Source organism: Amycolatopsis sp. N2S4-7, from assembly GCF_058119595.1.
The window spans coordinates 1,678,126-1,704,083 of the sequence record NZ_CP172299.1 but is presented as its reverse complement, the minus strand read 5'-3'; the positions used below and the strand labels follow the sequence as shown (position 1 = coordinate 1,704,083).

At 72.0% G+C, this 25,958-nt stretch carries 28 protein-coding genes; 25 read left to right on the top strand and 3 right to left on the bottom strand.

Annotated features, from left to right (window positions below):
* Positions 1-496: 496 nt before the first annotated feature.
* The 12 genes from ACH54P_RS07755 to ACH54P_RS07700 all read left to right on the top strand — a co-directional run bounded on the left by ACH54P_RS07755 (position 497) and on the right by ACH54P_RS07700 (position 10,769).
* Positions 497-2,026, top strand: coding sequence for a sugar transferase (locus ACH54P_RS07755; protein ID WP_489911655.1), 1,530 nt, complete (start codon positions 497-499; stop codon positions 2,024-2,026).
* A gap of 443 nt (positions 2,027-2,469) precedes the next feature.
* Positions 2,470-3,084: a malonic semialdehyde reductase gene (locus tag ACH54P_RS07750; RefSeq protein ID WP_489911654.1), complete on the top strand. Its 615-nt coding sequence runs from the start codon at positions 2,470-2,472 to the stop codon at positions 3,082-3,084.
* A 130-nt stretch (positions 3,085-3,214) separates the two neighbouring features.
* Positions 3,215-5,242, top strand: coding sequence for a threonine--tRNA ligase (gene thrS, locus ACH54P_RS07745; RefSeq protein WP_489911653.1), 2,028 nt, complete (start codon positions 3,215-3,217; stop codon positions 5,240-5,242).
* Complete coding sequence (locus ACH54P_RS07740; RefSeq protein ID WP_489911652.1) at positions 5,239-5,781, top strand: HIT family protein; 543 nt, start codon at positions 5,239-5,241, stop codon at positions 5,779-5,781. The genes thrS and ACH54P_RS07740 overlap by 4 nt, the downstream gene beginning before the upstream one ends.
* Before the next feature lie 62 nt (positions 5,782-5,843).
* Positions 5,844-6,374 carry a MarR family winged helix-turn-helix transcriptional regulator gene (locus ACH54P_RS07735; RefSeq protein ID WP_489911651.1) on the top strand — a complete coding sequence of 177 codons (531 nt, stop codon included), beginning with the start codon at positions 5,844-5,846 and terminating at the stop codon, positions 6,372-6,374.
* An 88-nt stretch (positions 6,375-6,462) separates the two neighbouring features.
* On the top strand, positions 6,463-7,089 hold the full coding sequence (gene pgsA, locus ACH54P_RS07730) for a phosphatidylinositol phosphate synthase (protein WP_489911650.1): 627 nt from the start codon (positions 6,463-6,465) through the stop codon (positions 7,087-7,089).
* Positions 7,086-8,003: a phosphatidylinositol mannoside acyltransferase gene (locus tag ACH54P_RS07725; RefSeq protein ID WP_489911649.1), complete on the top strand. Its 918-nt coding sequence runs from the start codon at positions 7,086-7,088 to the stop codon at positions 8,001-8,003. Before pgsA ends, ACH54P_RS07725 begins: the two co-directional genes overlap by 4 nt.
* Before the next feature lie 19 nt (positions 8,004-8,022).
* The gene (locus ACH54P_RS07720) at positions 8,023-9,171 is read left to right on the top strand and encodes a glycosyltransferase family 4 protein (RefSeq protein ID WP_489916351.1); all 1,149 of its coding nucleotides are present in this window, start codon (positions 8,023-8,025) and stop codon (positions 9,169-9,171) included.
* Positions 9,168-9,650 (top strand): NUDIX hydrolase, encoded by a 483-nt coding sequence (locus tag ACH54P_RS07715; RefSeq protein WP_489911648.1) that lies wholly within the window; start codon positions 9,168-9,170, stop codon positions 9,648-9,650. Before ACH54P_RS07720 ends, ACH54P_RS07715 begins: the two co-directional genes overlap by 4 nt.
* Before the next feature lies 1 nt (position 9,651).
* Positions 9,652-9,810 (top strand): hypothetical protein, encoded by a 159-nt coding sequence (locus ACH54P_RS07710; RefSeq protein WP_489911647.1) that lies wholly within the window; start codon positions 9,652-9,654, stop codon positions 9,808-9,810.
* Positions 9,811-9,919: 109 nt separating this feature from the next.
* Entirely contained in the window at positions 9,920-10,177 is a 258-nt protein-coding gene (locus ACH54P_RS07705; protein ID WP_489911646.1) for a hypothetical protein, read from the top strand.
* Between the two features lie 82 nt (positions 10,178-10,259).
* Positions 10,260-10,769, top strand: a complete 510-nt coding sequence (locus ACH54P_RS07700) for an XdhC family protein (protein WP_489911645.1) — start codon at positions 10,260-10,262, stop codon at positions 10,767-10,769.
* A 48-nt stretch (positions 10,770-10,817) separates the two neighbouring features.
* On the opposite strand, the gene ACH54P_RS07695 is transcribed toward ACH54P_RS07700, so the two are convergent.
* On the bottom strand, positions 10,818-12,926 hold the full coding sequence (locus ACH54P_RS07695) for an elongation factor G-like protein EF-G2 (RefSeq protein ID WP_489911644.1): 2,109 nt from the start codon (positions 12,924-12,926) through the stop codon (positions 10,818-10,820).
* A gap of 130 nt (positions 12,927-13,056) precedes the next feature.
* Here ACH54P_RS07695 and ACH54P_RS07690 point away from each other — a divergent pair, with 130 nt between their 5' ends.
* The 3 genes from ACH54P_RS07690 to pdxS all read left to right on the top strand — a co-directional run bounded on the left by ACH54P_RS07690 (position 13,057) and on the right by pdxS (position 16,522).
* A complete protein-coding gene (locus ACH54P_RS07690; RefSeq protein ID WP_489911643.1) occupies positions 13,057-14,499 on the top strand; it encodes an FAD-binding oxidoreductase in 1,443 nt (480 codons plus the stop codon).
* A gap of 30 nt (positions 14,500-14,529) precedes the next feature.
* On the top strand, positions 14,530-15,513 hold the full coding sequence (locus tag ACH54P_RS07685; RefSeq protein WP_489911642.1) for a DUF5937 family protein: 984 nt from the start codon (positions 14,530-14,532) through the stop codon (positions 15,511-15,513).
* 88 nt (positions 15,514-15,601) lie between these two features.
* Positions 15,602-16,522: a pyridoxal 5'-phosphate synthase lyase subunit PdxS gene (gene pdxS / locus ACH54P_RS07680; protein ID WP_489916349.1), complete on the top strand. Its 921-nt coding sequence runs from the start codon at positions 15,602-15,604 to the stop codon at positions 16,520-16,522.
* Between the two features lie 4 nt (positions 16,523-16,526).
* On the opposite strand, the gene ACH54P_RS07675 is transcribed toward pdxS, so the two are convergent.
* Entirely contained in the window at positions 16,527-17,090 is a 564-nt protein-coding gene (locus ACH54P_RS07675) for a helix-turn-helix domain-containing protein (RefSeq protein ID WP_489911641.1), read from the bottom strand.
* Between the two features lie 68 nt (positions 17,091-17,158).
* On the opposite strand from ACH54P_RS07675, the gene ACH54P_RS07670 reads away from it, so the two are divergent.
* The 5 genes from ACH54P_RS07670 (at position 17,159) to ACH54P_RS07650 (ending at position 20,667) form a co-directional block, all read left to right on the top strand.
* On the top strand, positions 17,159-17,851 hold the full coding sequence (locus ACH54P_RS07670; RefSeq protein WP_489911640.1) for an AzlC family ABC transporter permease: 693 nt from the start codon (positions 17,159-17,161) through the stop codon (positions 17,849-17,851).
* Positions 17,851-18,171, top strand: coding sequence for an AzlD domain-containing protein (locus tag ACH54P_RS07665; protein WP_489911639.1), 321 nt, complete (start codon positions 17,851-17,853; stop codon positions 18,169-18,171). The genes ACH54P_RS07670 and ACH54P_RS07665 overlap by 1 nt, the downstream gene beginning before the upstream one ends.
* Before the next feature lie 371 nt (positions 18,172-18,542).
* Positions 18,543-19,163, top strand: a complete 621-nt coding sequence (pdxT, locus tag ACH54P_RS07660) for a pyridoxal 5'-phosphate synthase glutaminase subunit PdxT (RefSeq protein WP_489911638.1) — start codon at positions 18,543-18,545, stop codon at positions 19,161-19,163.
* Positions 19,164-19,204: 41 nt separating this feature from the next.
* Positions 19,205-19,960, top strand: coding sequence for a YebC/PmpR family DNA-binding transcriptional regulator (locus ACH54P_RS07655; RefSeq protein WP_013227126.1), 756 nt, complete (start codon positions 19,205-19,207; stop codon positions 19,958-19,960).
* 155 nt (positions 19,961-20,115) lie between these two features.
* Positions 20,116-20,667, top strand: a complete 552-nt coding sequence (locus tag ACH54P_RS07650; RefSeq protein WP_489911637.1) for a DUF4262 domain-containing protein — start codon at positions 20,116-20,118, stop codon at positions 20,665-20,667.
* Here the strand turns inward: ACH54P_RS07650 and ACH54P_RS07645 are convergent.
* Positions 20,664-21,104 (bottom strand): cupin domain-containing protein, encoded by a 441-nt coding sequence (locus ACH54P_RS07645; protein WP_489911636.1) that lies wholly within the window; start codon positions 21,102-21,104, stop codon positions 20,664-20,666. The two genes, ACH54P_RS07650 and ACH54P_RS07645, sit on opposite strands and share 4 nt — an antisense overlap.
* A gap of 74 nt (positions 21,105-21,178) precedes the next feature.
* Here ACH54P_RS07645 and ruvC point away from each other — a divergent pair, with 74 nt between their 5' ends.
* The 5 genes from ruvC (at position 21,179) to secD (ending at position 25,957) form a co-directional block, all read left to right on the top strand.
* Positions 21,179-21,763 carry a crossover junction endodeoxyribonuclease RuvC gene (ruvC, locus tag ACH54P_RS07640; RefSeq protein WP_360269759.1) on the top strand — a complete coding sequence of 195 codons (585 nt, stop codon included), beginning with the start codon at positions 21,179-21,181 and terminating at the stop codon, positions 21,761-21,763.
* Complete coding sequence (gene ruvA, locus ACH54P_RS07635) at positions 21,760-22,353, top strand: Holliday junction branch migration protein RuvA (protein WP_489911635.1); 594 nt, start codon at positions 21,760-21,762, stop codon at positions 22,351-22,353. Before ruvC ends, ruvA begins: the two co-directional genes overlap by 4 nt.
* 8 nt (positions 22,354-22,361) lie before the next feature.
* Positions 22,362-23,429: a Holliday junction branch migration DNA helicase RuvB gene (ruvB, locus tag ACH54P_RS07630; protein ID WP_489911634.1), complete on the top strand. Its 1,068-nt coding sequence runs from the start codon at positions 22,362-22,364 to the stop codon at positions 23,427-23,429.
* 122 nt (positions 23,430-23,551) lie between these two features.
* Positions 23,552-23,950: a preprotein translocase subunit YajC gene (gene yajC, locus ACH54P_RS07625; RefSeq protein WP_489911633.1), complete on the top strand. Its 399-nt coding sequence runs from the start codon at positions 23,552-23,554 to the stop codon at positions 23,948-23,950.
* A gap of 219 nt (positions 23,951-24,169) precedes the next feature.
* Positions 24,170-25,957, top strand: a complete 1,788-nt coding sequence (gene secD / locus ACH54P_RS07620; protein WP_489911632.1) for a protein translocase subunit SecD — start codon at positions 24,170-24,172, stop codon at positions 25,955-25,957.
* Position 25,958: the final 1 nt, after the last annotated feature.

Sequence of the window (25,958 nt, the reverse complement as noted above, 5' to 3'; positions counted from 1 at the left end):
GGAGCGCACTGGTCCGCCCGGGACGGGTGAACCTGTGACGGAAACCCGGGCGCGTGACGACGTGGCGACGAACGTCACGACCCGTCCGGCCGACGACCCCGCGACGGGCGCCGCGAGCCGTTCAGGTCCACTGTGGACCACCCCGGTCCCGCAGTGTCCACAGTAGATCTCCGGACCTCCGTTCGGCCGTTTGGCCGAGCTTGGTCCACCCGAGTGCGGGTAGGGCACTCTTTGGTTACATTCCGTGGTTTTTCCGGGGATACGCCCTATTACGCATCGTCATCATCTTGTTATCTTGTGGCCATTTTCTGGCGGGGAAGACGGCCGGCATGTGGCTGGAAATCCTTGTAACGATGCCGAGAGAGTCGCCGATACCTTGCCGTGTGAAGCCTCTGCGGGCGCTGCGCGAGGACCGAGTTGTGGTGACTCTCCGGAATCACAAACGGTGACGCTGCGTGCCTGCGAGATCAACCCGATCGTTGTCCCGGGAGGTCAGATGGAAGAGTCGGTGCGGCCTTCGTACACGGTGAGCCAGCCACCGCCGCACATCGACCTCCAGGCCATTCCCCGTCCCGTCAAGCGGGACGAGCACCCGGTGGGCGAACCGGCGGGAACGCCGTCCCCCAAGGCGTTGCCGGCGGCCTGGGAAGCCCGATACAGAGCCTGGGTCATCGGCAGCGACGTCTTCATCACGCTGCTGGTGATCGCGATCAGCGCGTTCGTCATCGATCGCGTTGCCCCGCACGACATGCACGCCTTCGGCACGATGCTCGCGGTGTTCGTCTCCCTCCCGGCCAGCCGGGCGTGGAGCCCGCGGGTGCTCGGCGAAGGCGCGGAGGAGTACCGGACCCTCGGCCGCGGCTTCATCACCGCGGCCGTTCTCGTCGCACTGGGCGGCCTGCTGTTCGGCGCGCTCGAGGTGCAGGTCTGGGTGTTCGTCGTCGTCCCGGCCATCGCGCTCGTCGCCTTCCCGCAGCGGTACCTGCTGCGCCAGGTGCTGCACCGCAAGCGCGCCAAGGGACTGTGCCTGCTGCCGGTGATGGCGGCGGGCAGCCCGGAGACCGTCGCCGACCTGGTCGCGCGCACGCGGTCCGAGGTGCACGTCGGCTGGCGCGTCGAGGCGGCCTGCACGTTCACCGGGCACGGCGCCGACCGCGACAGCGGCGAGATCGACGGCGTCCCGGTCGTCGGCAGGCTGGAGGAGCTGTCCCGGCACGTGCGGCGCGGCGGCTACCGGGTCGTGGCGATCACCGCCGACCAGTACTGGACGCCGAAGCGGCTGCAGCGGCTGGCCTGGGACATGGAGGGCACCGGCGCGGAGATGGTCGTGGCGCCCGTGCTGATGGAGGTCGCCGGCCCCCGGCTCAACGTCACCGGCGTGCTCGGCATGCCGCTGCTGCGCGTCACCGCGCCGATGTTCACCGGCGGCCGCCGGGTGGTGAAGGAGATCGTCGACCGCTTCGGCTCGGCGCTGCTGCTGACGCTGCTTTCCCCGCTGCTGCTGGCGATCGCCGTCGCGATCAAGCTGAACGACCGCGGCCCGGTGATCTACCGCCAGCGCCGCGTCGGCCGCGACGGCGCCACGTTCACCATGTTCAAGTTCCGCACGATGGTCACCAACGCCGACGCGATCAAGCAGACCCTGGCGGCGGACAACGAAGGCGCAGGCCCGCTCTTCAAGATGAAGCGCGACCCGCGTATCACCCGGGTGGGTGGTTTCCTGCGCCGGTATTCGCTCGACGAGGTGCCGCAGCTGTTCAACGTCGTGTCGGGGAAGATGTCGCTCGTCGGCCCGCGGCCGCCGCTACCCGAGGAGACCGCGCAGTACGCGCCGGACGCCCGGCGCCGGCTGCTGGTGAAGCCGGGCCTGACCGGGCTGTGGCAGGTCAGCGGGCGCAGCGACCTCACGTGGGCGGAGAGCATCCGGCTCGACCTGCGCTACGTCGAGGACTGGTCGCTCGCCCTGGACCTGGTGATCCTCTGGAAGACCTTCCGCGCGGTGATGGGCGGGCAGGGCGCCTACTGACCCGTCTCCACCGCGCCGCGCACACGGCCGCCGATCCCCGCCGCAGGGGTCGGCGGCCGTGGTCGTTCCCGGCCCGGCGAAGGGGTGACGCCCAGAGGGGTCGGCTGGCGAGCTGGGGGAGTCGGCTCGTGCCTGGAGGGTCGGGTCGCGGGCCTGGGGAGTCGGCTGGCGTGCCGGGGGAGTCGGCTGGCGTGCCTGGAGGGTCGGTGGGCGTGCCGGGGGAGTCGGCTCGCGGGCCTGGAGGGTCGGCTGGCGGGCCGGGGGAGTCGGCTCGCGTACCCGGAGGGGTGGGCGCCGTGCCTGGAGGGTCGGGTCGCGTACCTGGCGAGTCGCCTGGACCCGGCTGTGGGTCAGCTCACCGCCGCGGAGAAGTTGAGCGCGAAATAGTTCAACGCTCAACCTGGTTGCACGGGGTACCGACCCAACGGAAGGAATGCCGCCCCATGACCACCTTTGCCGAGCAGACCGAGGCCCTTCAGCTCCCCGCGGACGTCCAGAACCTGCTGTTCCGCGAGGCGCGCACGGCCAACAGTTTCAGCTCCGAGCCGGTGACCGAGGAGCAGGTCCGCGCGATCTACGACCTCGTCAAGTGGGCCCCGACGTCGATGAACACCCAGCCGCTGCGCGCGCTGGTGCTGCGCACCGCCGAGGCGAAGGCCCGCCTGCTCCCGCACATGTCCCCGGGCAACCGGGACAAGACCGAAGCCGCCCCGCTGACCGTCGTGCTCGCCGCGGACGTCGACTTCCACGAAAACATCCCGCAGGTCTTCCCGCACAACCCGGGGGTCAAGGACAACTTCTCCGACGAGGAGGGCCGGCTCGAGTTCGCCAAGCTGAACTCGCTGCTGCAGGTCGGCTACTTCATCATCGGCGTGCGCGCCGCCGGGCTCGCCGCGGGCCCGATGACCGGCTTCGACGCCGCCGGGGTCGACCAGGAGTTCTTCGCCGGCAAGCAGTGGCGCTCGCTGGTCGTCGTGAACGTCGGCAAGCCGGGCGAGAACCCGTGGTTCGACCGCCTGCCGCGGCTGGACTTCGACCAGGTCGTCGAGACCCTCTGAGCCGATCGGACCGGCCGCTCCCGCACCCGGGGGCGGCCGGTCCGGCGTTCGCGGACGCGCGTGAGGTGCCCGCGGGCCGCCGACTAGCATCGACGGCGTCATCTTTCTCACTGAAGTCCGAGGAGCCATCGTGTCCCAGTCGCCCCCCGTTTCCCCCGTGGCCGCCTCCCGCGTGGTGGTACCGGCGGGCACTACGGCGGGCGCGGCGGTCCGCGAGGCCGGCCTGCCGACCAAGGGCGAGGACACGATCGTCGTGGTCCGCGACGCCGACGGGAAGCTCCGCGACCTCGCGTGGGCCCCGGAGGCCGACGCCGAGGTCGAGCCGGTCGCCGCGAACACCGAGGACGGGCGCAGCGTCATCCGCCATTCGGCGGCGCACGTGCTCGCCCAGGCCGTGCAGCAGCAGTTCCCGGAGGCCAAGCTGGGCATCGGCCCGCCGGTGAAGGACGGCTTCTACTACGACTTCGCCGTCGACACTCCGTTCACCCCGGAGGACCTGCAGGCGCTCGAAAAGCGCATGAAGCAGATCGTCAAGGGCGCCCAGCAGTTCTCCCGGCGCGTTTTCGACTCGGTCGACGAGGCGAAAAAGGAACTGGCGGACGAGCCGTTCAAGCTCGAGCTCGTCGACCTCAAGTCCGAAGTGGACACCTCCGAGGTGATGGAGGTGGGCGAGGGCGAGCTCACCATCTACGACAATCTCGACCCGCGCACCAAGGAACGTGTCTGGAGTGACCTCTGCCGCGGTCCGCACGTGCCGACCACGAAGTTCATCCCCGCGTTCAAGCTGACCCGCGTCGCCGCGGCGTACTGGCGCGGCAGCGAGAAGAACCCGCAGCTGCAGCGGATCTACGGCACGGCGTGGGAGTCGGCGGAGGCGCAGGACGCCCACCTCGAGCGCATCGCCGAGGCCGAGCGCCGCGACCACCGCAAGCTCGGCGCCGAGCTCGACCTGTTCTCCTTCCCGGAGGAGATCGGCTCCGGCCTGCCGGTGTTCCACCCCAAGGGCGGCATCATCCGCCGCGAGCTGGAGAACTACTCGCGCCGCCGCCACGAGGAGGCCGGCTACGAGTTCGTGAACACGCCGCACATCAGCAAGGGCGAGCTGTTCCACACCTCCGGCCACCTGCCCTACTACGCGGACACGATGTTCCCGCCGGTGCAGTTCGACGAGGAGAACTACTACCTCAAGGCCATGAACTGCCCGATGCACAACCTGATCTTCCGCTCGCGCGGGCGGTCGTACCGCGAGCTGCCGCTGCGGCTGTTCGAGTTCGGCACCGTCTACCGCTACGAGAAGTCGGGCGTGGTGCACGGCCTGACCCGCGTGCGCGGGCTGACCATGGACGACTCGCACATCTACTGCACCAAGGAGCAGATGCCGGGCGAGCTGCGGTCGCTGCTCAAGTTCGTGCTCGACCTGCTGGCCGACTACGGCCTCTCCGACTTCTACCTCGAGCTGTCCACCCGCGGTGACTCCGACAAGTTCATCGGCGAGGACTGGGAGTGGGAGGAGGCCACCGAAACGCTGCGGCAGGCCGCCGTCGACTCCGGCCTCGAGCTGGTCCCGGACCCGGGCGGCGCCGCGTTCTACGGCCCGAAGATCTCGGTGCAGGCCAAGGACGCGATCGGCCGCACCTGGCAGATGTCGACCATCCAGCTGGATTTCAACCAGAACAAGCGGTTCGAGCTCGAGTACACCGCGCCGGACGGCACCCGCCAGCGCCCGGTGATGATCCACCGCGCGCTGTTCGGCTCGATCGAGCGCTTCTTCGGCGTGCTGACCGAGCACTACGCGGGCGCGTTCCCGGCGTGGCTCTCGCCGGTGCAGGTGGTCGGCATCCCGATCACCGCCGACCAGGTGGAGTACCTGCAGGACGTCGAGAAGGCGTTGCGCGCCAAGGGGATCCGCGCGGAGGTCGACGCGAGCGACGACCGGATGCAGAAGAAGATCCGCACGCACACCACGCAGAAGGTGCCGTTCATGCTGCTGGCCGGCGCGAAGGACGTCGAGGCGGGCGCGGTGTCGTTCCGCTTCCGCGACGGCGGCCAGATCAACGGCGTGCCGGTGGAGGCAGCGGTGAACGCGATCGCGGAGTGGGTCGGGCGGCGCGAGAACGCGTCGCCGTCGGCCGAGGCGCTGGAGACGGTCGTTCGGTGAGTGACGGTCCCGAGCTCGTCGAGCAGCAGGGCGTGGGGGTCCAGGACGCGTTCCAGCGCCTCTGGACCCCGCACCGGATGGCCTACATCAAGGGCCAGGACAAGCCGGAGGACGACGAGGAGCCCGGCTGCCCCTTCTGCCGCATCCCTTCCCTGGACGACAAGACGGGGTTGATCGTCGCCCGCGGCGACGCGGTGTACGCGGTGCTGAACCTGTACCCGTACAACCCCGGCCACCTGATGGTGGTGCCGTACCGGCACGTCGCCGACTACACCGACCTGACGGCCGGGGAAACGCGTGAGGTCGCCGAGTTCACGCAGCACGCGATGAAGGTGATCCGCGCGGTGTCCGGCGCGCACGGGTTCAACATCGGCCTGAACCAGGGCGTGATCGCGGGCGCGGGCATCGCGGCGCACCTGCACCAGCACCTGGTGCCGCGGTGGGGCGGCGACGCGAATTTCATGCCGATCATCGGCCAGACCAAGGTGCTTCCGCAATTGCTGGGCGAGACGCGGGACCTCTTGGCCGACGCCTGGTGAGCGTGAATTCGCCGTAATCGGAAAACCCTTATTGAGTGTTCAACCGAGGGTATGATGGGGGTATGTCCGAAACCCGATGGCTCAGCGACGACGAACAACGCGTCTGGCGTGAGTTCAACGCGGCCACCCGCATGCTGAGCGCCCACCTCGAGGGCCAGCTGCAGCACGACTCGGGCATGCCGCACACCTACTACGAGGTCCTCGTGGCCCTCTCGGAAGCGCCGGGGCGCCGGCTGCGGATGAGCGAGCTCGCCGACGCGCGTCAGGCGTCGCGAAGCCGGCTCTCGCACGCCGTCGCGCGGCTGGAGGCGAACGGCTGGGTGCGCCGCGAGGCCTGCCCGACCGACAAGCGCGGCGCCTGGGCGGTGCTGACGAAGGAAGGCTTCGCCGCGCTCGAGGCGGCCGCGCCGGGCCACGTCGAGGCCGTCCGCGAGAGCCTGTTCGACCCGCTGACGCCGGAACAGGTCACCGCGCTCGGCGAAATCAGCGCGGCGATCCGCCGTCAGCTGTCGCCGAAGTGCGCCGCCGCCGTGGCCGCCGAAGAGGCGCGCGAGCTCTCCGGCGACGTCGTCCGGCTCACGAAATCGGGCTGACCCGGGGCGGCACGTCGGAGGTGCGCACGGGGGTCGATAGGCTGCCAACGCCCACCCGACCCTCGTAGCCAGGTGCCTCGACGAACCGATGCTCAATATCTTCGCGCGTGCCTCCGTCTCCCGCGTCACCGATCCGATCGGCCAGGCGCTGGTCCGCGCCGGGCTGACCCCGAACATGATGACCGTGTTCGGCACCGCCGGCGCGGTGGTTTGCGCACTGGTCTTCTTCCCGAACGATCACCTCCTGTGGGGCACCTTCACGGTGTGGGGCTTCGCCATGCTCGACATCCTCGACGGTGCCATGGCCCGGGCCCGCGGCTACGGCACACCGTTCGGCGCGGTGCTCGACGCGACCTGCGACCGCCTGGTCGACGGTGCCCTGTTCGCGGCCATCGCCTGGTGGTGCTTCGTCGTCGACGACAACCGCCCGGCCGCCGCCGCGGCGCTGCTGTGCCTCGTGCTCGCCCAGGTGATCTCCTACGTCAAGGCGAGGGCCGACGCCTCGGGCCTGCCGGTCGACGGCGGGCTCGTCGAGCGCGCCGAACGGCTGATCATCGCGCTGGTCGGCACCGGTCTGCACGGCTTCGGTATTCCGTACACCGTGGACGTGACGCTCTGGCTGCTCGCCGCCGGATCGGTCGTCACGCTGCTGCAGCGCTTCGCCGCCGTGGCGAAGGCGGCCCGCGAGGCCGCCGCCGGGGAGCAGCCCGTATGACCAGGTTGACCGAGCGGCTGAGCGCCTTCGGCTACGCGGCCGGCTGGCGGCTGGCCGGCTGGCTGCCCGCCGGGTTCGGCAGCACGGTCTTCTCGCTCGGCGCCGACCTGGCGGTCCGCCGCGACGGCGGGGGAGTGCGGCAGCTGCGCGCGAACCTCGCCCGCGTGGTCCCGCAGGCCGACCCGGTCGAGCTGGACGAGCTCACCCGGCGCGCGATGCGCTCGTACGCCCGGTACTGGCACGAGACGTTCCGGCTGCCGTCGATGGACCAGCAGGAGGTCAGCGCCAAGGTCGCGGCCTCGATCACCGGCGTCGAGAACCTCGACGCCGCGCTCGCCGAGGGCAACGGCGCGGTGATGGCGCTGCCGCACAGCGGGAACTGGGACATCGCCGGCGTGTGGCTGGCCGGCTACCTCGGCGGCTTCACGACGGTGGCCGAGCGGCTGAAGCCCGAGTCGCTCTACCGCCGGTTCGTCGAGTACCGCGAGTCGCTCGGGTTCGAGATCGTGCCGCTGACCGGCGACAGCTCCGCGATGCGCGTGCTGCTGAAGCGGCTGCGCGAGAACAAGGCCGTCTGCCTGGTCGGCGACCGCGACCTGACCACCAGCGGCATCCCGGTGAAGTTCTTCGGCGAACAGGCCCGCTTCCCGGGCGGCCCGGCGCGGCTGGCGGCGACAACCGGCGCGGCCCTCATCCCGGCCGGCTGCTGGTTCACCGAGGACGGCTGGCAGATCCGCCTGCACCCGCGCATCCGGGTCACCGCGCGGGCCGAGGTCCCGGCCGCGACCCAGGCACTGGCCGACATCTTCGCCGGCGACATCGCCGCGCACCCGGCCGACTGGCACATGGTCCAGAAGTTCTGGCCCGCCGACCTCGAGGCCGGCGAGCGGGTCAGCCTCGAAGAAGCGAGCTGACGGCGTGACCGCGCGTCCGATGCGGGTCGGGATCGTCTGCCCCTACTCGTTCGACGTGCCCGGCGGGGTCCAGGGGCACGTGATCGACCTGACGAAGGCGCTGCTCGCGCGCGGGCACCAGGTGTCCGTGCTCGCGCCCGCCGACGAGGACGCGGACCTGCCGGAGTTCGTGCACCCGGCGGGCAAGGCGCTCGGGATCCCGTACAACGGCTCGGTCGCCCGGCTGCAGTTCGGCCCGGTGTCCTACGCCAGGGTCCGGCGCTGGATCCGCGAGGGCGACTTCGACGTCCTGCACCTGCACGAGCCGGCCGCGCCGAGCCTGTCCCTGCTGGCGCTGCTCATCGCGGACGGCCCGATCGTGGCGACGTTCCACACCGCGACGACGCGCTCGCGCACGCTGTCGGCGTTCCAGCCGGTGCTGCGGCCGCTGCTGGAGAAGATCACGGCGCGGATCGCGGTGTCCGCGCTGGCCCGCCGGGTCCAGGTGGAGCACGCGGGCGGCGACGCCGTGGAGATCCCCAACGGCGTCGACGTCGGCTTCTTCTCTTCGGCGACGCCGTTGCCGGGCTACCCGCGCGCCGGCGGCACGGTCGGCTTCGTCGGCCGGTTCGGGGAGCCGCGCAAGGGCATGGGCGTGCTGCTCGAGGCGCTGCGGCGGATCCTGCCGGAGTTCGAGGACCTGCGGCTGGTCGTCGTCGGCCGGGGGGACACCGACCAGCTGCGCCGCGACGCCGGCCCGGCGCTGGCGCCGCACCTGGAGCTGCTCGGCCAGGTCGACGACGCGACCAAGGCGCGGGCGCTGCGCAGCGTCGACGTCTACTGCGCCCCGAACACCGGCGGCGAGAGCTTCGGGATGATCCTGACCGAGGCGATGGCCGCGGGGACCCCAGTGCTGGCGAGCGGGCTCGACTCGTTCCGGCGGGTGCTCGACGACGGCCGCGCCGGGCAGCTGGTGGAGACCGGTGACCCGGCCGCCCTCGCGGACGGGCTGCGCGACCTGCTCGGCGACCCGGCGCGCCGCGCGTCGCTGGCCGCGGCGGCGGGGGAGCGGGTCACGATGTTCGACTGGTCGGTGGTGGCCACGCAGGTGCTGCGGGTCTACGAGACGGCCGTCGCCGCCGACCCGCGGCGCGTCGCCACGACGGCGGAGCGGGAGCTCGCGCAGTGAGCGTGCTCGGCTGGCTGCTTCCCCTGCTCGCGCTGATCGTGGTGCTGGGCGGGCTGTTCCTGGTGGCGACGGCGAACCGCCTCGACCGGCTGCACGTCCGGACGGACGCGGGCTGGGCGGCGCTCGACGCGGCACTGGCGCGCCGGGCGGTCGTGGCGCGCGCGGTCGCGGCCCTCTCGGGCGACCCGGTGCTGCGGACGTCGGCCGAACGCGCCGAAGCGGCGTCGCGGGCCGACCGCGAAGCCGCGGAGAACGAGCTGACCCTGCACCTGAGCCGCGTCGACCGGACGGCCCTGCCGGCCGAGCTGGCCGAGGAGCTCACCGACGCCGAGCACCGGGTGGTGATCGCCCGCCGCGTCCACAACGACGCCGTCCGCGACACCCTCCGCCTCCGGCGGCGCCGGAAGGTGCGCTACTTCCGGCTCGCGGGCACGGCGCCGTTGCCGGAGTACTTCGAGTTCGCGGAACCGGAGGTCTGAGATGTGGTGGGTGGTCGTCGAGGAGCAGCGCGGCGGCGGGGACGCACGCGCCTGGAACGTCACCAAGACGAAACCGGCGGGCGGGGACCGCGCCCACGCCGACGAGGTGGCGCGGCGGCTGGCGTTCTCTCGCACGAGCCCGTGCACCCGGCGTCGGTGAAGGAGCGGAAGGTGCTGCGCGTCGGCGACGGCTACCTGGTGATCGCGACCGGCCGGACCGCGACGTTCCACTTCCGCGTGACGCTCGGCGAGACCGTGGCGGAGCCCGCATGAGCTGGTGGGTGGTCGTCGAGGAGCAGCGCGGCATGGGTGACAACCGGAGCTGGTCGCTGTCGGAAACGTTCTCCTACGCCGACCAGGAGACGGCCGAAGCCGAGGCGCTGCGGCTGGCGAGGGAGTACCAGCCGGTGTACCCGTGGTCGCCGAAGTCGCGGAAGGTCCTGCGGGGTGCGGGCGGCTACCTGGTGATCGTCGAAGGCCGGACGTCGACGTTCCACTTCCGGCTGAGCGTGCTCGAGGAGATCTGAACCGCGTGCTTCGCGGGGCATCTCGCGTGATCGGCGGGGCATCACGCGTGATTGCGGGGGCGACACGGGGAACAATGACCGCATGAGCGAACCCGAGGCCTGCGACGTCGCGCACGGCAAGGCGGAAGCGGACCCGAACGTGCGGACCCTGGTGGCCGTCTTCGCGTCACCCGTGTCGCGGTACCTGCTGAAGTTCGCGCGGGACCTCGGGTACCACGTCGCGCTGTTCGAACCCGATCCCGCGCGCGTCACCGACGTGCCCGAAGGCTTCGAGGCGGAGACCACGCTGCCGCCGCTCGACGGGGCCGCGGACGTCGTCGTCACCGATCATCACCGGCCCGAGCTCGGTGAGGTGCTCAAGACCGCGCTGGCGGCGGGACCGCGGTGGGTCGGCGTGCTCGGCAACCCTCGGCACCCCGGCCCGCACGTGGCCGCACTGCAGGGACTAGGTGTCGCCGACGCCGAGATCGCGCGGGTGCACCGGCCGGTCGGGCTGAACATCGGCTCGCGGACCCCGCCGGAGATCGCGCTGGCCACGCTCGCCGGGCTGCTCGCCGACCGCAACGGCCGTCCCGGCGGCTTCGAGTTCTGACGGCGGAGCCGGAGGGGACACCCGGGGGATGTCCCCCTCGGCCCGTCGCTAGTGCACCGCCATCCCTTCCGGCATCGGCTCGAACCGGGCGTGGCGGCGGGTGAACGTCGCCGTGCCCGAGGTCATCGAGCGCAGGTCGATCAGGTACCGCACCAGCTCGGTCGCCGGGACCTCGGCCCGGATCACCGTCCGCCCGCCTTCGCCGGCTTCGGTGCCCAGCACCCGGCCCCGCCGGGACGAGAGGTCGCCGAGCACCGTGCCGAGGTGCTCGTCCGGCAGCCGGATGGCCACCTCCTCCAGGGGCTCGAGCATGGTGATGTGCCCGTTCGCCGCGGCCTCGCGCACGGCCAGCGCGCCGGCGGTCTGGAACGCCGCGTCGGAGGAGTCGACGCTGTGCGCCTTCCCGTCGACCAGCGTGACCTTGACGTCGACGACCGGGTGCCCGTCGGCCAGCCCGCGCTGCAGCTGCGCCCGCACGCCCTTCTCCACGCTCGGGATGAACTGGTGCGGCACCGAGCCGCCGACGACCTTGTCCACGAACTGGAACCCGCCGCCGCGCGGCAGCGGCTCGACCTCGATGTCGCAGACGGCGAACTGGCCGTGGCCGCCGGACTGCTTCACGTGCCGCCCGTGCCCCTTGGCGGGCTTGCCGAACGTCGAGCGCAGGCTGATCTTCACCGGTTCGGTGTCGACGTCCGCGCCGCCGGCCCGCAGCCGGGACAGCACGACGTCGGCGTGGGCTTCGCCCATGCACCACAGCACGAGCTGGTTGGTCTCGGCGTTGCGGTCCAGGCGCAGTGTCGGGTCCCCGGCGACGAGCCGGGAAAGGTTGCGCGCCAGCGTGTCTTCGTCGCTGCGGGTCTTCGCGACCACCGCCACCGGAAGCAGCGGCTCGGGCATCGCCCACGGCTCCATCAGCAGCGGCTCCTCGGGCGAGGACACGGTGTCACCGGTCTCGGCCGATCCGACCTTCGTCAGCGCGCAGAGGTCTCCCGCGACGCAGTAGGGCACTTCCCGCAGGTTCGCGCCGAGCGGGGAGTAGAGGTGCGCGACGCGCTCGTCGGCGTCGTGGTCCTCGTGCCCGCGTTCGGCGAGGCCGTGGCCGGACACGTGCACGGGGCGCTCGGGGCGCAGCGTCCCGGAGAACACCCGGACGAGGGAAACCCGGCCGACGTAGGAGTCGACAGCCGTCCGGACGACCTCCGCGGCGAGGGGGCCCGCGGGGTCGGCGGTGATCGCGGCGTGCGGCGCGCCGTCGGGCGTGGTGACGTCGGGCGGTTCGTGCTCGAGCGGGGAGGGGAACGCCCGGACGATCCCGTCGAGCACCTCGGCGAGGCCGATGCCGCTGGTCGCGCACACCGGGATGACCGGGTGGAACGTGCCGCGCGCGACGGCGGTCTCGAGGTCGCCGATCAGGGTGTCCTCGGCGATCTCCTCGCCGGCGAGGTAGCGGTCCATCAGGGACTCGTCCTCACTCTCGGCGATGATCCCTTCGATGAGCTCGTTGCGGGCCTCGGCCATCCGCTCGAGGTCGGCCGGGTCGGGCTCGCCGACCTTCGGCGGGTGGCCGCCGGAGTAGTCGAAGTACCGCTGGGTGATGAGCCCGACCAGGCCGTCGCCCGCGGGCAGGTACAGCGGCAGCACGCCGGCGCCGAACGCGGCCTGGCAGGCGGCGATCTCGGCCATCGCGTCGGCCCGGTGGTGGTCGAGCCGGGAGACGACGACCGCGCGCGGCATGCCGACCGCGGCGCACTCCTCCCACACGGCGACGGTCGCCGCGTCGACGCCTTCGGCGGCGCAGACGACGAACAACGCCGCGTCCGCCGCGCGCAGCCCGGCCCGCAGCTCCCCGACGAAGTCGGCGTACCCCGGGGTGTCGATCAGGTTGATCTTGTGGCCCTGGTGCAGCACGGGCGCGACCGAGAGGCCGACCGAACGCTGCTGGCGGACCGCCGCCGGGTCGTGGTCGCACACCGTCGTGCCGTCCACCACCGAGCCCGCGCGCGGCACCGTGCCGGAGGCGGCGAGCAAGGCCTCGGTGAGGGTCGTCTTCCCGGAGCCGGACGGGCCGACGAGCACGACGTTGCGGACCTTGGCGGGGTCGTCCACAGCGACGGCGGCCCCGGTGTCGGCGTTCTTGGCTTGTTTGTCTGCCATGACGACTCCTCGGCGAACGGCTGGTGTACGGGATGTGTCCTCGATCACACACCCGCTACCCTGGTCACGGCAAGGCAGGGCTCCCGGGACCAGCCGAATGCCCGGGGGGACACGGGGCAGGGGGAGAGGCGTGGACAGGCGGACCTTTTTGCGGATTTCCGGAGCGGTGCCGGTGGCGGGCCTGGCGGGGTGGCCGCCGCCGGACGACTGGGAGCGGCTGCGCCGGCGACTGGCCGGCCCGCTGTTCCGGCCGGGCGACCCCGGCTACCCCGACGCCAAGCAGGCGTTCTTCACGATGTACGACGACCGGATGCCGGCGGGCGTGGTCGGCGCCGCGCGCGTCGAGGACGTCCAGGCCGCCGTCGGCTTCGCGGCCCGGCACGGCCTTCCCGTCGCCGCCCGCAGCGGCGGGCACAGCTATCCCGGCTATTCCACAGTGGACGGCGGGATCGTGGTCGACCTCGGCCGGTTCTCGGGGATCGACGTGCGCCCGGACGGCCGCGCGGTGGTCGGGGCCGGCGCCCGGCTGGGCCCGATCGCCTCGACGCTGGCCGCCGCCGGCCGGGTCCTGCCCGCCGGCACGTGCGAAACGGTCGGCATCGCCGGGCTCGCCCTCGGCGGCGGCGTCGGGCTGGTCGACCGGAAGTACGGGCTGACGTGCGACCACCTCGAGGCGGCGCGGATCGTCACGGCCGACGGCCGGGTGCGGACGGTTTCGGCGGAGGCGGAGCCGGACCTGTTCTGGGCGCTGCGCGGCGGGGGCGGCGGGAACTTCGCGATCGTCACCGGGTTCACCTTCCGGACCGTGCCGGCCGTGGACGTCGTCACCTACGCGCTGACGTTCCCGGTCGAGGCGCAGGCCGCCTTGCTGGGCGCCTGGCAGGAGTGGCTGGGGACGGTGCCGGACGAGCTGTGGTCCGGCATGGGTCTCACGGCCGGATCCGCCGAGGTCAGCGGTACGTTCCTCGGTCCGCAGGCCCGGCTGGCCGAGCTACTCGACGACCTCGTCCGCCGGGTCGGTACCGAGCCCACCGAGCGGCGGGGGCGGCTGCAGGACCACCTGGGCGCGATGCGGTCCTTCGCCGGCCGGGACGCCGGGCCGGGCGCGCCCGCGGTCCGGGAGGCGTACGTCGGGACGTCGCGGATGCTGATGCGGCCGATCGCCGACCCGGCCGAGGTGGTGGCGGTGCTGACCCGGAACCCGAACGTCCTCACGCTCGTCGACTCCGGCGGCGGCGCGATCGCGCGGGTCGGCGTCCGCGAGACGGCGTTCCCGCACCGGAAGGCACTGGCCAGCTTCCAGATCCTGCACGACGTGCGGCCCGAAACGGGCGGCCTGCCGGCGGCCCGCCGCGCGGTCGCCGCCGTGCGGGACGGGCTCGGGCCGGAGTTCGGCACCACCGGGTACGTCAACTACCTCGACCCGGAGATGCCGGACTGGGCGGAGGCGTACTACGGGGTGAACCTGCCGCGGCTGCGCGCGGTGGCGCGGAGGTACGACCCACGGGGGATTTTCGCCTTCCCGCAAGGGCTTTCCGCGCCCCGCTCGACCGTCTACAAGGGAGGGTCTTAGACTTCGCCGACCCACGGCAGGAGGCAGCGCGTGCTCGACCTGGCATTCTCCACGGAGGACCTGGCGCACACCCGGTTCGCGTTCTCCCCGGCGTGGGAGATCGTGGCGAGCGTCCGCGTCCTGAACCAGCCGGGGGAGCACGCGCTGCACCTGCCGTGGGTCAAGCGCGCCACCGCGGCGCTCGGCGGGGCCGGTCTCGACATCGGGTTGCTGCGCGACCTCGTCCCGCTGCGGCACCTGCCGGGCTTCCTCGCCGGGACGCCGTCGACGCCCCTGCCGGAGCTGGCCGACGAGCTCGCCGACCTCCGCGACGTGCCCGCCCGCCTCGTCCGGCGCGAACTGGACGCGATGTCGGGGCCGCGCTCGCCCGCGCTGAACCGCTTCCACCGCGATCCCGAGGCCGGTCTCGAGCGGCTCGCGACGTTGATGGAGCGGTACTGGGAGCTGGTGCTCGCCCCCGACTGGCCCCGGATCCGCGCGCTGCTGGAAGCCGACGTGCTGCACCGGTCGCGGCTGCTGGCCCAGGGCGGCGCCGCCGAGCTGTTCAACGACCTCACCCCGCTGGTCCGCTGGCAGGGCGGCACGCTCACGGTGGCGCACCGGCACCTGCACGCCGCCGTGCCGCTCGACGGGCGCGGTCTCGTCCTGGTGCCGTCGGCGTTCGTCTGGCCGCGGGTGTTCTCCAAGACCGACCCGCGGTGGCAGCCGGTGCTGCGCTACCCGCCCCGCGGGATCGCCACGCTGTGGGAGACCGGCACGGCCGCCGCGCCCGGGGCGCTGGCCGCCGTCGTGGGGCGCGGCCGGGCGATGCTGCTGACCGAGCTGACCGCGCCCGCGTCCACCTCGGAGCTGGCCCGCCGGACCCGGCTGAGCGCCGGGGCGGTGTCGCAGCACCTCGGCGTCCTCAAGGCCGCGGGCCTGGTCAGCGGGCATCGTGCCGGACGTCACGTCCTGTACGCGCGCACGCGGGCCGCGGAAGTCCTGGTCGCGGGCGTGCCGGAAGTGGACTCCTGAGATAGCCGCGTACTGGCCTGCCTGAAGGGTCCACCGCCGACCTACCCTCGGACACGTACCCCTCGTTTTCGTGTCGAAAGGCCTCGTCGTGTCCGAGCAGCAGACCACCCCCAGTGGCACCGTCCAGTCCGTCACCGGCACCGCCAAGGTGAAGCGCGGCATGGCCGAGATGCTCAAGGGCGGCGTGATCATGGACGTGGTCACCGCCGAGCAGGCCAAGATCGCCGAAGACGCCGGTGCGGTCGCGGTGATGGCGCTGGAGCGCGTGCCCGCCGACATCCGCGCACAGGGCGGCGTCGCGCGGATGAGCGACCCCGACCTGATCGACGGCATCATCGAGGCCGTCTCGATCCCCGTGATGGCGAAGGCCCGCATCGGCCACTTCGTCGAGGCGCAGGTCCTGCAGTCCCTCGGGGTCGACTACGTGGACGAGTCCGAGGTGCTCACCCCGGCCGACTACGCCAACCACATCGACAAGTGGGCGTTCACCGTGCCCTTCGTCTGCGGCGCGACCAACCTCGGCGAGGCGCTGCGCCGCATCACCGAGGGCGCGGCGATGATCCGCTCCAAGGGCGAGGCCGGCACCGGCGACGTCTCCAACGCGACCACCCACATGCGCAAGATCCGCGGCGAGATCCGCCGGCTGCAGTCGCTGCCCGAGGACGAGCTGTTCGTCGCGGCGAAGGAGCTGCAGGCGCCGTACGAGCTGGTGCGCGAAGTGGCCCAGGCGGGCAAGCTGCCGGTGGTGCTGTTCACCGCGGGCGGCATCGCGACCCCGGCCGACGCGGCGATGATGATGCAGCTCGGCGCGGAGGGCGTGTTCGTCGGCTCCGGCATCTTCAAGTCCGGCAACCCGGCCCAGCGCGCCGAGGCGATCGTCAAGGCGACGACGTTCTACGACAACCCGGACGTGCTGGCGAAGGTCTCGCGCGGCCTGGGCGAGGCCATGGTCGGCATCAACGTCGAGGAGCTCGCGGAGCCGCACCGCCTCGCCGAGCGCGGCTGGTGACCTCCTAGATGTATTCGGAGATCTCGACGCCGTAGGTACCCGGCTCGAGGGCTTCGAAGATGTGCGGGACGTCGCCCGGGTAGGAGATGTAGTCGCCGGGGTTCAGCTCTTCCGGCGCCTCCAGCACGCCCACCCGGGCGCGTCCCGCGCACAGCACGATGTGCTCCATCACGCCGGTCATGTGCGGGTCGGACCGCCGCGGCGTCCCGGGTTCCGCCCGGATGAGGTACATGTCCCGCCGCGCGGACGGGGGACAGGCCGACAGCAGCGTGCACGCGTAGTCGGCGTGTTCGGCGAACACCGTCGGGCCCTTGCCGGCGCGGATGACGCGGACCTTGGGCCGCTCCGGTTCGACCAGCCGGGAAAACGGCACGTCGAGGGCGACGCCGAGCGCCCACAGCGTCTCCACGCTGGGGTTGCCGGTGCCCGACTCGAGCTGCGAAAGCGTCGACTTGGCGAGGCCGGCGCGGCGCGCGACCTCGGTCAGGGACAGTCCCGCGCGGGTCCGCTCCCGGCGCAGCGACGCCGCGATGATCTCCAGCGGCGCTCCGGTCGGTTCCTGCGACATGCCGTTCGCTCCATCGGTCTGTCTGTTCGTCTTGACGAACACGGGGCCTGCCGTTCACTATAGAACACATGCGTTCGATATGGCGAACACTCGATCGGGCTCTCGCCCGCGACATCGGCCTGGTCTGTCTCGCCGATTGTCTCGTGGGCGTGTCCTACGGCGCCATCGCGGTGAGCTCCGGCTTCCCGCTGTGGCTGCCGATGCTGATGTCGCTGCTGGTCTTCGCCGGCGCGTCGCAGTTCATGTTCATCGGCATCGTGGCCGCCGGCGGCAACCCGTTCGCCGCCGTGCTGGCCGGGCTGCTGGCCAACGCGCGGCACCTGCCGTTCGGCTTCGCGATCGGCGACGTCCTGGGGAAGCGGTGGCCCGCTCGGCTGATGGGCAGCCACCTGATGAGCGACGAGACGGTGGCGTTCGCCATGGCCCAGGACGAGGCCCCGCGCCGCCGCGCCGCCTACTGGGCCTGCGGGCTGGGCATCTTCGTGTTCTGGAACGCCGGGGTGCTGGCCGGGGCGTTCGCCGGGACGGCGATCACCGACACGGACGTGTTCGGGCTCGACGCGGCGTTCCCGGCGGTGCTGCTGGCGCTGGTCCTGCCGTCGCTGCGGGACAAGGCGGCCCGGCTGCCGGTGCTGGCCGGGGTCCTGGTCGCGCTGGCCGCGACGCCGTTCCTGCCGGCCGGGCTGCCGGTGCTGCTCGCGCTGGCCGGGGTGCTGGTGGGCGTCGCGGCCAAGGAACCCGAACTCGAGGAGGCGCGCTGATGGACGGGACGGAACTGCTGATCGCCATGGCGGTGCTGGCCGGGGGCACGTTCGCCTTCCGGTTCGCCGGGCCCGTGCTGCGCAGCCGGGTGAAGTTGTCGCCGAAGGCGGAACGGCTGATGGCCCTGGCGGCGGTCGTGCTGCTGGCGGCGCTGGTCGCGGTCAGCGCGCTGACCGAGGGGCACGGGTTCGCCGGCTTCGCCCGCCCGGCCGGAGTGCTGGTCGCGGGCGTGCTGGCCTGGCGGAAGGCGCCGTTCGTGCTGGTGGTCGTGGCGGCCGCGGCGACAGCGGCGCTGCTCCGCCTGGCGGGCGTGCCCTGACGGCGGCTCCAGCGCCCCGACCTGGCGTTCGGTGCGCCGGACGCCATATCGGGCGCGCCGGACGCCGCATCGAGCGCGTGGGCGCACTAAAGCCATGTCGGGCGCGGGGTGCACCAGCGCCATATCGGGTTCCTGGGCGCACCGGCGCCATACCGGGCGCGTGGGCGCACCAAAGCCATGTCGGCCGCGGGGTGCACCAGCGCCATATCGGGTGCCTGGGCGCACCAGCGCCACACCGGGTGCGTTGGACGCGCCCCAACGCCGCTTCGGGTGTAGCCCCACATCGGGGCCTTCCGGGACCGGTCCTGACCTGCCGGTAAGCCCCGGAGCCGGGGCGTCTAGGCTGGTGGGAAGGTCTTTCGGGAGGTCGGGTGTCGTCAGAGCCGGTCATCGGTGTGCTCGCCATGCAGGGTGCCGTGCGCGAGCACGTCGCGATGCTGACCGAGGCGGGCGCGCGGGCGAAGCCGGTGCGCCGCGCCGCCGAGTTGTCCGAAGTGGACGGTCTGGTGCTGCCCGGCGGCGAGTCGACCACGATGTCGCGGCTGCTGGAGAGCTTCGAACTGCTGGAACCCCTCAAAGCGCGGATCGCCGACGGGCTGCCCGCCTTCGGCTCGTGCGCCGGGATGATCCTGCTGGCGCGCCAGACCCTCGACGGGCGGCCGGACCAGCAGCAGCTCGGCGGGCTCGACGTCGTCGTCCGGCGCAACGCGTTCGGCAGGCAGGTCGACTCGTTCGAGGCGGACCTGGACTTCGCCGGTGTCGACGGCGGCGGCGTGCACGCGGTGTTCATCCGGGCCCCGTGGGTCGAGAAGGCCGGTGACGGCGTCGACGTGCTGGCCACGGTCAGCGGCGTGCCCGGCGTGGGAGACGAGGCCGCTAGGATCGTCGCGGTCCGGCAGGGGGCGGTGCTGGCGACCGCGTTCCACCCGGAACTGACGCCCGACGTGCGGGTGCACCGGCTGTTCGTCGACCTCGTGCGACAGGCTGCTTGAGACGCGGTGCCCGGCCGGGGTACGGAACAGATGGAGGAGAGATGAGCGGCCACTCCAAGTGGGCCACCACGAAGCACAAGAAGGCCAACCTCGACGCGAAGCGCGGCAAGCTCTTCGCGCGGTTGATCAAGAACATCGAGGTGGCCGCCCGCACGGGCACCGGTGGTGGCGACCCGGACGGCAACCCCACGCTCTACGACGCCATCCAGAAGGCGAAGAAGAACTCGGTCCCGCAGGACAACATCGAGCGCGCCCGCAAGCGCGGCGCCGGTGAAGAGGCCGGTGGCGCCGACTGGCAGGACATCACGTACGAGGGCTACGGCCCGAACGGCGTGGCGGTGCTGATCGAGTGCCTGACCGACAACAAGAACCGCGCCGCGATGGAGGTCCGCACCGCGCTCACGCGCAACAACGGCTCCCTCGCCGACCCGGGGTCGGTCGCCTACATGTTCAACCGCAAGGGTGTGGTGATCATGCCGAAGGGCGACGCCACCGAGGACGACGTCCTCATGGCGGTGCTCGACGCGGGCGCCGAAGAGGTCAACGACCTCGACGAGAGCTTCGAGATCGTCTGCGAGGGCGGCGACCTGGTGCCGGTGCGCAAGGCGCTGCAGGAGGCCGGGTTCGAGTACGAGTCGGCGGAGCTCACGTTCCTCCCGACGGTCAACGTGCCCCTCGACGTGGACGGCGCGAAGAAGGTCTTCAAGCTGATCGACGCCCTCGAAGACTGCGACGACGTCCAGAACGTCTACGCGAACTTCGACGTATCCGACGAGGTGCTCGCCGAGGTCGGGTGACGGCGGAGGGACGTCTACGCGCGGTGTTGCCTTCCACGTCTCCGACGAGGTGCTCGCCGAAGTCGGCTGAGTTTTCGCTGTCTCGCAAGGCATCCGGGTCCGGGTCGGAAACTTTCCGGCCCGGGCCCTGTGCTCTGGGGGCCTCGTCGGGCACAATGTGGGCCGTGACCTCGACGACCCCCGCCGCTGCCGCCGACATCACCGCCGAACTGTCCGCGGAAGAACTGCGCCTCATCGAATGGATCGAGGGGCAGGCGAAGGAACGCGGCAACGCGGTCATCACCGTCGCCGCCGACGACGAAGGTGCCGGCTACTGCTTCACCGCCTGTGCGTGGGCGCTGCACCACGTGCCGGAGGCCGTCGTGGTCGGGCTGCCCGACCAGATGGGCCAAGTGCTGCTCGACGCCTACGTCGACCGCGCGGCCAACGGCGAGATCTTCGAGGTCGGCAAGCGCTACGAGGACTTCTTCGAGGGCGTCGCCGTGGTCCTCGAACGCGTCAACAAGGGGCACTACCCCGAGTACTTCGGCACGGCGTTCCTCATCTACCCGGACGGCGACTTCCCGGCGCTGCAGCTGATCGTCGCGACACCGGAGGGCAAGTTCCCGTGGCACCCGGACGCGCCAGAGGGCTTCGCCCGGTGGCAGCCGGTGCTGACCGAGAGCGGCGACCCCGAAAGCTGGACTCCCGGCGTCGACGGTCCCTAGAACACCCGCAGGTCGGCGGCCGCTTCCGGGTACCGCTGAGCCAGGTCCGCAGCGGACGCGAATTCGACGCAGTCGTCCGTGTAGGGCGGGACGACGACCGTCCCCAGCAGGCTCCATTCGCCGCGCGTGACGGTGGCCTGCCACGTCCCGGCGGGCACCACGACCTGCGGCCGCTCCCCGGCGGCGACGTCGGTGCCGAGCACGGGCCGCTCGACCGAGCCGTCCTCGTGCAGCAGCAGCATCGCGGCCGGCGCGCCCGCGTGGTGCGCGTAGACCTCGACGCGGTCCAGCCGGTGCGGCGCGGAGCGCTCGGGCGCGACGAGCAGGTAGTAGATCGCGGAGCCGGTTTCCGACCGCCAGCTCTGCGCCCACCGCCCCCCTTCGACGGGCAGCGGCTGAAGTCCCAGGTGGGTGACGAAATCCGACAGCTGCGGCATGTCTTCCATCCTGCCGCAGCGGCGCCCAGTAGCCTCAACCCTCGAACTGATGTTCGCGGCGGGAGGAAATGCGGGTGCGGGTGCTCGGGGTCGACCCCGGTTTGACCAGGTGCGGCCTGGGGGTGGTCGACGGCGGCAAGGGCCGGGCCGTCCGCTGCGTCGCCGTCGACGTGGTGCGGACGCCGGCCGACGCCGATCTGGCGCACCGGCTGCTCGGCATCTCCGACGAGGTCGAACGGTGGATGGACAAGTACAAGCCGGCCGCCGTCGCGGTCGAGCGCGTCTTCGCCCAGCACAACGTCCGGACCGCGATGGGCACCGCGCAGGCCGGTGGCGTGGTCGCGCTGGCGGCCGCGCGGCGGGGCCTGCCGGTCGTGTTCCACACGCCGAGCGAGGTCAAGGCCGCCGTCAGCGGGTCCGGCCGGGCGGACAAGGCGCAGGTCACCGCCATGGTCATGCGCCTGCTCAACCTCGAGGTCGCGCCGCACCCCGCCGACGCCGCGGACGCGCTCGCCCTCGCCATCTGCCACCTCTGGCGGGAGCCGATGCGGGCCCGGCTCGCCGAGGCCGAAGCCCGCGCGGCCGAGATGGCCCGCACGCACAAGGCCCGCCTCGCCGCGGCGGCGAAACAAGCCAAGAACCCAGGAGCAGCACGATGATCTCGTCGGTACGCGGGGAAGTCCTGTCGGTCGGCCTGGACCACGTCGTGGTCGAGGTCGGCGGGGTCGGCTTCGCCGTGCAGGCCACCCCGGCGACCCTGGCCACCCTGCGCCGCGGCGAAGAAGCCCGGCTGCACACCGCGCTGGTCGTGCGCGAGGACTCGCTGACGTTGTTCGGCTTCGCCGACGCCGACGCGCGGGAGCTGTTCGGGCTGCTGCAGACGGTGTCCGGGATCGGGCCGCGGCTCGCGCTGGCCACCCTCGCCGTGCTCGACCCCGGCAAGCTGCGGGGCGCGCTGGTGGAAGGCAACATCACCGTGCTCACCTCGGTGCCCGGCATCGGCCGCAAGGGCGCCGAACGGCTCACCCTCGAGCTGCGGGACAAGGTCACCGCGCTCGGCTCCGGCGACGCGCCGGCGGTCACCGCGCCCGGTGCCCTGCGGGCCGAGGTCGTCGAGGCCCTGGCCGGGCTCGGCTTCCCGGCCAAGCAGGCCGAGGCGGCCGTGGACAAGGTCCTCGCCGACGGCGACGGCCACACGACGGCGAGCGTGCTGCGCGCCGCACTGGCCACCCTCGGCCGGAAGCGGTAGGGCCGGCCGTGGAGTATGAAGCGGTGGACGAGGAAGAAGCCCTCTCGGCGTGGGCCCAGACCGGCGAGGAGAACGTCGAAGGCACGCTGCGGCCCCGCAAGCTCGACGAGTTCGTCGGCCAGCCGCGCGTGCGCGAGCAGCTGGAGCTGGTGCTGGAGAGCGCGCGGCGCCGCGGGGTGCCCCCCGACCACGTCCTGCTGTCCGGCCCGCCCGGGCTGGGCAAGACGTCGATGGCGATGATCGTCGCGGCCGAGCTGGGCGCGGCCATCCGGATCACCTCCGGCCCGGCGCTGGAACGCGCGGGCGACCTCGCCGCGATGCTGTCCAACCTCGCGCCCGGCGACGTCCTGTTCATCGACGAGATCCACCGGATCGCCCGCCCCGCCGAGGAGATGCTCTACCTGGCGATGGAGGACTTCCGGGTCGACGTCGTCGTCGGCAAGGGCCCGGGCGCCACCAGCATCCCGCTGGAGATCGCGCCGTTCACGCTGGTCGGGGCCACCACGCGCTCGGGCTCGCTGACCGGGCCGCTGCGCGACCGGTTCGGCTTCACCGGCCAGATGGAGTTCTACACCGACGCCGAGCTGGAACTGGTCGTCCGCCGGGCGGCGACCATCCTCGACATCCCGATCGACCGCGACGGCTGCGCGGAGATCGCCGGCCGCTCCCGGGGCACGCCCCGGATCGCGAACCGGCTGCTGCGGCGCGTCCGCGACTACGCCGAGGTCCGCGCCGACGGCAAGGTGACCCGCGACGTCGCCCGTGCCGCGCTGGCCGTCTACGACGTCGACGAGCTGGGCCTGGACCGGCTCGACCGGGCCGTGCTCACCGCGCTGACCAGGTCCTTCGGCGGCGGGCCGGTCGGCATCTCGACCCTGGCGGTCGCCGTGGGGGAGGAGGCGACCACCGTGGAAGAGGTGTGTGAGCCCTACCTCGTCCGCGCCGGTATGCTCGCCCGCACCCCCCGTGGCCGCGTCGCCACCGCGACCGCGTGGGAACACCTCGGCATGGTGCCGCCCGCCGACCTTCCGGGGCGCTCCGACCAGGGCGGGCCGTCGCTCTTCGAGCAGGACTGAGCGACCGGTACCGGCGGGGGTGGTGCTGGCGTTTGCGCCGGTACCTGGCACACTCGACAAGAGCACATACCCAAAAACCGGACATTTCGGCATGGGCCTGGGTGTCCGTCGAACGGAGAATCATGCAAAGTCTATTGCTGCCCCTGCTGCTGGTGCTCGTCCTGGCCGTGCCGCTGGTGATGAGCACGCGCAAGCAGAAGAAGCAGCAGGCGGCGCAACAGGAACTGCAGAGCAGCCTGGCGCCCGGTGACCGCGTGATGACCACTTCGGGTCTCTACGGCACCGTCGCCGACGCCTCGGGTGACAACACGATCGACATCGAGATCGCGCCCGGCGTCGTCACCACCTGGCTGCGCCTCGCGGTCCGCGAGAAGGTCGAGCCGGTCGTCGAGACCGAAGAGGACGTCGTCGACGAGGCGGAAGCCCCCGCCGAGGAGACGATCGCCGAGCCGGTCGTCAAGGACGACGAGCCGCAGACCACCGCGCAGGTGGCGCCGCCGCTGGAGCACGGCAAGAAGTAAGCCCCGCGCGGCACCCCTGGGCAGGGCGGGAATCCCGACGAAAGTCGGTAGGGCCTCGAACGCCGGGCTCACGCAGCACCGAGTAGTGTCTCGGTGCTGCGTGCGTGTCCGCCGTCATACCCGTGCCCGGGAGTGAATCGCACACAGTCCCGGCCCGGTAACCCTCCGGGCGGGCACCGCAACTTTGGGGTCCACCCAGTCCGAGGAGACCGAAGCACCGTGGCAGCATCGGCCGGGCATCTCCGCCCGGGACGCTATCTCGCCCTGTTCGCCCTGATCGTGATCGTGCTGTACGCGCTGGTGTTCCTCACCGGCAACCACAAGCCGACCCCGAAGCTGGGCATCGACCTGCAGGGCGGCACCCGGGTCACGCTCACCGCCCGCACCCCCGACGGCGGCCAGCCGACCCGGGAGTCCCTGAACCAGGCGCGCCAGATCATCGAGCGCCGCGTCAACGGGATCGGCGTCAGCGGCACCGAGGTCCTCCTCGACGGCAACAACGTCGTCATCACCGTCCCCGGTGAGCAGGGCGACCAGGCGAAGAACCTGGGCAAGACCGCGAAGCTGGGCTTCCGGAAGGTCGTCGCCAACGCGACGCAGCCGGTCGTGCCGCCGCAGACGTCCACCCCGCCGCAGACGTCGACCCCGCCGACCTCGGGCGCCCCGAGCAGCTCGGCTCCGCCGGCCAGCTCCAGCGCGCCGCCGTCGAGCCCGGCCGCCGGTGGTGGCGGGGCCCCCGCCGCCGCGCCCGCGCAGCAGCAGAGCACGACCCCGGCCGCGCCGAGCAGCAGCACCACGCCGCCGCCGTCGTCGAACCCGGCGCCGGCGCCTTCGGACGGTTCGGTCGACGCGGAGACCGCGAAGGAGATCCAGGCCGCGAAGGCGGTCCGGCAGAACCCGCAGCTGATCGGCGCGGACGGCAACCCCAACCAGGAGCTCGTCGCGCAGGCGATGGCGTCGCTCACCTGCGCGCCCAACGCCAAGGACCCCCTCGAGGGCAACGACGACCCGAAGCTGCCGCTGGTCGCCTGCGGTGACCACGACACGTACAAGTACCTGCTGGAGCCGGAGTTCCTGCCGGGCACCGAGATCGCCGACTCGACCTCGGGCTACGACCAGCAGCGCGGCCAGTGGGTGGTGAACCTCAGCTTCAAGAGCGAGGGCACCAAGACCTGGGCCGACTTCACGTCGAAGAACACCGGCCAGCAGGCCGCGTTCGTCCTCGACACGCAGGTCGTGTCCGCGCCGAACATCCAGGTGGCCATCCTCGACGGCAACACCCAGATCACCGGCAAGTTCACCCAGGCCGAGGCGAAGGACCTCTCGGACATCCTCAAGTACGGCTCGCTGCCGCTGTCGTTCGCGTCTTCGGACGCGACCACGGTGTCGGCCACCCTCGGCCTGGCGTCGCTGCAGGCCGGCCTGATCGCCGGCGGCATCGGCCTGCTGGTCGTGTTCGTCTACTGCCTGTTCTACTACCGGCTGCTCGGCGTGCTCACCATCCTGTCGCTGGCGCTGTCCGGGGCACTGGTGTTCGCGGTGCTGGTGCTGCTCGGCCGCTGGATCGGCTACACGCTGGACCTCGCGGGCATCGCCGGCCTGATCATCGCCATCGGCATCACGGCGGACTCGTTCGTCATCTACTTCGAACGGCTCAAGGACGAAATCCGGGAGGGCCGGACGTTCCGGTCCGCGGTGCCACGCGGCTGGACCCGCGCCCGGCGCACCATCCTGGCTTCGGACGCGGTGAGCTTCCTGGCCGCGGCCATCCTGTACGTCATCGCGGTCGGTGACGTCCAGGGCTTCGCGTTCACCCTCGGCATGTCCACGGTGCTCGACCTGGTGGTCGTGTACCTGGTGACGCACCCGCTGGTGGCCATGGTGTCCACGTCGAAGAACGCGTTCCTGTCCAATCCGAGGCACCTGGGCCTCGGCGCCGTGCAGCAACTGGGTTCGCAGCGGAAGAAGTCGACCTCGGTCGGCCGCGCGAACGTGAAGGAGGCCTGAC